5 protein-coding genes are annotated in these 6,032 nt (G+C 61.9%); 3 read left to right on the plus strand and 2 right to left on the minus strand.

Annotated elements, in window-relative coordinates; genetic code table 11:
- Positions 1 to 213 precede the first annotated feature (213 nt).
- Complete coding sequence (locus E3T28_RS04965) at positions 214 to 555, plus strand: hypothetical protein (protein WP_134428529.1); 342 nt, start codon at positions 214 to 216, stop codon at positions 553 to 555.
- A 116-nt stretch (positions 556 to 671) separates the two neighbouring features.
- Here the strand turns inward: E3T28_RS04965 and E3T28_RS04970 are convergent, their stop codons facing one another.
- Positions 672 to 1,610, minus strand: a complete 939-nt coding sequence (locus tag E3T28_RS04970) for an alpha/beta fold hydrolase (protein WP_198417154.1) — start codon at positions 1,608 to 1,610, stop codon at positions 672 to 674.
- Positions 1,611 to 2,245: 635 nt separating this feature from the next.
- Between E3T28_RS04970 and E3T28_RS04975 the strand changes: the two genes are divergently transcribed.
- Positions 2,246 to 2,656: a nucleotidyltransferase domain-containing protein gene (locus E3T28_RS04975; RefSeq protein ID WP_166786926.1), complete on the plus strand. Its 411-nt coding sequence runs from the start codon at positions 2,246 to 2,248 to the stop codon at positions 2,654 to 2,656.
- Positions 2,657 to 3,185: 529 nt separating this feature from the next.
- On the opposite strand, the gene murJ is transcribed toward E3T28_RS04975, so the two are convergent.
- Positions 3,186 to 4,763 (minus strand): murein biosynthesis integral membrane protein MurJ, encoded by a 1,578-nt coding sequence (murJ, locus tag E3T28_RS04980; RefSeq protein WP_134428533.1) that lies wholly within the window; start codon positions 4,761 to 4,763, stop codon positions 3,186 to 3,188.
- A gap of 190 nt (positions 4,764 to 4,953) precedes the next feature.
- Between murJ and E3T28_RS04985 the strand changes: the two genes are divergently transcribed.
- Positions 4,954 to 5,286, plus strand: a complete 333-nt coding sequence (locus E3T28_RS04985) for a hypothetical protein (protein WP_134428535.1) — start codon at positions 4,954 to 4,956, stop codon at positions 5,284 to 5,286.
- The last annotated feature ends 746 nt before the right edge of the window (positions 5,287 to 6,032 follow it).

The following is a 6,032-nucleotide window of genomic DNA, read 5'->3' on the forward strand; positions in this document are numbered from 1 at the left end:
TTGTGAGTTGCTTTAGTCGGTACTCACTGACCATCCCACGGTGGCTCTTTACGTTGACGAAGCAACACTCAAGAGCGGGAAACCACACCACTCACAGGGACGTGACCCTGATGTTCTTCCGCGGCGGATCGGCGTCCATGTCGACGTCGTATTGCCGAACGCTCTGTGCGCTCTGTCACATCGTGGAACCGGTGAGTCATCTAGCATGGCCACATGGGCGAGATGCAGGCTGGGCAAGGTGGAGTTTTCAACTCAAACCTCTGGCGTCGGGTGAGCGTATCCATGGTCGTCCTCGGGACCGTGGCTGCCGTCATCGGACTCGTGCTCCTTCTCGTGCCGAGTGACCAAGCGAGCTTCGGCTGGTTCGCCTACGCGCCGCTCAGCAACACGACTTTCTCTCCAATAGGCCTACAACTCTCACCACGGAGTCAGATCGGGATCGCGCTGTTCATTGTCGGGCTGGCAGTGCTCTCATTCGGTGCAGGCTCGATGCTCGGGCAACGTCAAGCTGCAAGCCAGCGACGATTGCTCGATCCGGGCAGTTCAGGCAACTGAAGGGTCCCACTGCTTCGCCCGCGAGTCCAACCCTCACCGGGACCACCACGGAACAACTCGCTGCAATCGCATCAGCTCGTAAGCGCTGTTAGGCCACGGATCGCGGGCTTGTGGAATCAGTGCACGAGCGTCAGTACCGCGTCACTGAAAGCCGCAGGGTCTTCCTGCGGCGGGTTGTGCCCAACCCCGGGCAGCAGGACACGCTGGAAGGAGCCTGAGAAGTAGGACGCATGCTCAGACGAGTCGAACCAGCCGAACCCGTCTGCTCCGCCGTCAACTGAGACAGTAGGCACGGAGATGGTTGGACGCTGGGCGAGACGACCCTCGAGGTCGTCATAGCGCGGATCTCCAACGGCCAGCCCGAAGCGATGCCGGTACGAATGGACAGCAATGTCGACGAAATCCGAGTTGTGCAGGCTGGATGCCGACGCCGCGAACGCAGTCTCTGCCTCGACCCACTCCGGAGACCAGTCGCGCCACAGCAAACGACACAGGTCCTCGCGGTCCCGCTCAAGACCGCGCCGACCCCGCTCTGAGTGGAAGTAGTACTGATACCACGCCAGCTTCTCATCGAGCGGAGCGGCCGGTTCGACAGACCCACCGATGTCCTGGATGGGATATCCAGAGACCGTGACCAACCCGTCGATCCGCTCGGGGAAAAGCGCCGCGGCCACACATGCGGCGCGTCCACCCCAGTCATACCCCGCAACGATCGCTCGCTCAACGCCAAGCGCGTCCATGAGGTCGATCAGGTCCTGACCGAGCGCTGCTTGTTGTCCGGATCGCAGCGTCTGGTCGGAGAGGAACTTCGTCGGGCCGTATCCGCGCAGATAGGGCGCAACGACCCGGATACCCGCCTTCGCCAGCCGAGGGGCCACATCGTCGTAGGAACGTACATCGTAGGGAAACCCATGCAGGAGCACGACGGTCTGACCGCCCGGCTCACCGAGCACCTCATATCCAACGCGAAGCAGAGGCGTATCGACGAACTCGACTTCACTGATCGGCATTCCGGCGCCCTTCGCTAGACAGACTCGGTCTTCTTCATCAACCACTGCATTTAGGTTATGCCCCGCGCGCTCGGCAGACGACCATGCACCTGAAGCGACGAGCACCGCTACCCGACGCGCCCGCGGTCCACTCGTGCGACGGTCTCAGACGCGATGGGCTTGGGAATCAATCAAGACGGGGCAGGCGCACAGTCCGTGCCATCGCCGGCCTTCGGATAGACGCACGGATACCCGACCGTAATGAGCGGGCTTCGAAGTTGCGTCTGGCTGCGCGCAAGGGGGACGTTGAAAGGGCGCTTCTGAGCATGCTCCTGCGTGACTTCCCGAGAAGTACGACATTGATCGAACCCTCAACTCGGAGGAGCTTTGGCACGACTGGCTGATCCTCAATTCATCGCATTGTGGAGCAATGCATTTGTATTGTATTTAGATTCGATCGAATCGAAGAGCAATACAAACATTGAAAGGAGCTGTTCGTGGACTTATCTGCCCCACTCGCCTCGTTCATGAATGGCCTCGACGCTGTGGCCCTGCGCGTCGTTGCCAGGGCCGGCTCAGAGCTCACTGGTCGACAGATCGCCCGTCTGGCGGGGACTGGAACACCGGCCAACGTCCGATTGTCCCTTCTCCGGCTCGCCGACATCGGTCTGGTCATTTCGGTCCCAGCGCCCCATGCGACTATGTATTCTGCCAACCGGTCGCACATCCTCTGGCCGGCTGTTGAGATCGCGATGAACGCACGCCAGGAGCTGAACAGGCGCGTAACAGCATTCGCAGATGCGAGCGCACCGGAGGGCGTCACGGTTGCCCTCTACGGATCCGTGGCACGAGGTGACTCCACCAAGACGAGCGACGTCGACCTGCTCGTCGTCTTTCCTGACGAGGCGGCACTCGATGTCCGGGACGAATTCGTAACCGGGCTCCGGGACAACGTGCAACTGTGGACCGGTAATGATGCCCAGATCTATGACCTAACCGAATCGGCCCTGGCCAAGCAGGAGGAAGACGGAGACCCGATCGTCGATAGCTGGGCGTCGGAGGGGATCGTTGTCTTCGGAAACAGCGCCCTGGGAATGAGAAAGGCGCCGTGAACGCGCGGATCAAACAGATGACGGCGGGGGAGGTGCGAATCCGTGCCGAACATGCCCGCGATTCTCTCCTCACTGCTCAAGCTCGATTCGAGCCTGGGGGACCGATGGCGTCGAACAATACGACTGGGCTGAATGCTGTCAACGCCGGCATCGCCGCGGCCGATTCTATTTGCGGATCAAAGCTCGGATACCGGTCCAGCGGTCAGGATCACAAATAGGCTATCGGCCTCCTAACCCAAGCGCTCCCTGCAAAGAGAACCGCAGCGCGGGACTTGGGTCGACTCTTGGAAGCTAAGCCCCTCACTTTCTGCGGGGCGAGCCACATCACAGAGGCAAGGGCGAGCGAGCAAGTCGGCTGGTCGACGAGATGGAAGCCGCCCTCGCCTCCTGACCACGGGCACCCGCCGAGGATCTTTGAAGGATCGGCTGGCTTCTGAGCGTTCAGACCGGGGTCAGCGCCCGGTATCGAACCTTCTGCGGGCAGTCTTCTCTGCCGTGTGGGCGGTTGGGACCAGGGCCAATGTGGTGGCTACCTTCGGCGCAGGTTGTTCAGTGTTCGGTCGCCGAGTATCCAGCTCACCGCGATGAAGACTGTCAGAACGCCTATGCCGGCGGCCGCCAGAAGGGTGGCCTGGCCGACGAAGCCTGTTGGTGTGCCGGTGTAGGCCACCAGTGATAACCCGGCAGCGGAACTGACTATGGCTGCACCGAGCAGTCGGGCGTAGCCGAGCGCGAGGGGCCGTTGACCGGCGGGGACGTGACCGCGGTTTTGGAGGGTTCGCCGTAGCGACAGGTGCGCGGTCAGCCAGCCGGCGAAGTTAGCGATGGAGATTCCTGCAGCGATTCCGATCACGGTGAGTTCAGGTGGAAGGAGGAGAGCTGCTGCGGCGCCGGCGGCGGAGAGTCCGGCGATGACGAGTTGGGTGGTGAAGGGGCCGCGGGCATCCTGCAACGCGAAGGATGTTCGGTTGAGCACGTAGGCCTGGCTGAACCCGACAAGGCCAATCGCTAGCACCTGGAGTACGTGCCCAATGATTGGCTTGCCAAAGAGCACCTCAGTGATCAGTGGGCCCAGCGCCACGAAAGCTGCACTGGCGGCGATCGCGACGTAAGCGACTGGTTTGCTGGCCAATGTGGAGAGTGCATCGATCTCGGGGAGGTTATTTCGTGCGGCGGATCCGCTCATCCGTGTGTAGAGGGCTGTTGTCAGCGACACGGTCACGATCCCGTGCGGCAAGAGCATCAGCAAGTACGCCATCGAGAGGGAGTTCAGGCTGGGGCCGTCGACACCCAACTCGTTGAGGGTCTTCCCGGCGTTACTGGCGACGTTCGACGTGACCAGGTACGCGGCCTGGCCCGCGATAACCCCGAGAAGAGTCCAGCCCTCCAGCGTCGACATATGCCCGAGCCCACCAAAGCCCCAGCGAAACCGGATCCGAAACCCGATTCTCCGCAGCGGGATCAGGAGCAGCAGAGCCTGGATAGCGATGGCCAAGGTGGCCGTACCGCTGAGCACGGCGACCATGAGTGGACTCCATGAGTCGACCGTGCCCAGCCCGGTCGGCAGCAGGAACAGGAAGACCAGGATCCCGCTGATACCCAGCAGGTTGGAGGCTGCGGGGGCCCACGCGGGGGCGCCGAACACACCGCGAGCGTTCAGGACCTGGGACAGGACGGCGAATGCGATGAGAAAGAAGATCTGCGGCAAGCACCAGTACGCCATCGACGTTGCGAGTCCTCGCCACTGCGCCGACCAGGTTGTTGCGTAGATCCAGACGATTCCCGGAGCGCACAGGGTGAGGATGACTGTGGCCACGGCCCCGCCCACTAGAACGATCGTGAGGAGCCGGTCCGTGTTTTCCTGGCCAGCCGGGCCGTCGTGGAGGTTCCGAACGATCTGCGGGACAAGCACCGCGCCCAGGACGCCGCCAGCGATCAGAGCGAAGAGGTAAGTGGGTGCTGAGTTCGCGATTTCAAACGCTTGCCCACCGACCGCCTCGCTCGTGCCGCCGATCGCAGCTACGAGCAGAATTGCCTTGAGGAAACCGAGCGCCCGGGAGACGAGCGTGGCCGCCATCATCGACCCAATCGAGCCGCGCGTACTCATCGGCCAAGCTCCGGACTAGCCCCACAAGGTCGGCAAGCCCATAAGAAATCCCCCATTCGCTAACATTCCCACAGCGGCCGAGTAACCAGCATTAACCCAGTCGTGAATCTGACGTCGCGGACCCCAACCCTTTGCGGATCGCGGGAACGATTGCGTCGTCGGCAGGAGCGAGACCTGCGAGACTCACCGCATGTCAACTCAGACGAGTACTCAGAAACGACGCGCTGTGTCTCCGGTGCTCATCGGATTCGTGGGGATGGTCATCGTTCCGTTCAGTATCGTGCTCGCGACCAACTCCTGGGGTGCTCCAGACGCAGCGGACTTCGTACGGATGGCGTTTGGTACCGTAATCGCCGCCACCGTGGCGACGGTGGCGGCTTGGTGGCTGGCCCTCGACCGGATGAAAACGGGTCGGAGTGACCGTTACTGGTTCTGGGGAGTGGCTGGTATCTTCACCGTCTCCGCAGTCGGCAGCATCGCCGGCGCAGCCGAGACACTGCTGACGCGATTGATTAATCTGTAGGTCGCCGATCCGCGGCCGGGCAATTAGCCTCCATCGGGAACAGAATGCGGGCCGCTACTCTGAGGCGATGAGTACAGACGACACGGTCTTGGTTCGCGCAGTTCAAGCATCAGAATTCGCCGAGTGGGCTGGGCTGTGTCGGGAATATCGAGATTATTACGCACTTTCCCCCGATGAAAGAATTGTTGAACGTGTGTGGACTTGGATCAATGACGGCGCGCATGAAGTGAATGCCTTCGTTGCCAGTTCCGGGGATTGCCTCGTGGGACTCGCGCACTATCGGCGATTTGCCCGCCCCTCCACTGGCAGCGTGGGAATCTTCCTCGACGATCTGTTCACGTCCCCGAACACTCGCGGTTCCGGCGCCGGCGGGCGCTACTCAGCGAACTCTCCTCATTGGCCGACGGTGAAGGCAGCTCAGTCGTCCGCTGGATCACGGCGGAGGACAACACTCGTGCCCGGCACCTTTATGACTCGACCGCCACTTCGACGAAATGGGTGACATACGATCTGAAGCCGGGATCGCTCTGAACGCCTGATAGCCGAACGATCTGCGCGATGGACTGCCCGAGGCGAGTCGTCTAGCGAGTCGGTCAGGGGCGAAGTTCCCCAGGTTCCGGCGTTGCCACTGTGTCTCGACCGGGTCACGTCCCGCTGAGTGGTGGAGTTTCTCAACACCGTGCGGGTCAGCTGTTTTAGTTTAGGCGGCGGCGAGTTCGGGGAGGATCACCGCCTCGTCGATGACC

Source organism: Cryobacterium sinapicolor (genome assembly GCF_004403465.1).
Taxonomy (GTDB): Bacteria; Actinomycetota; Actinomycetes; order Actinomycetales; family Microbacteriaceae; genus Cryobacterium; species Cryobacterium sinapicolor.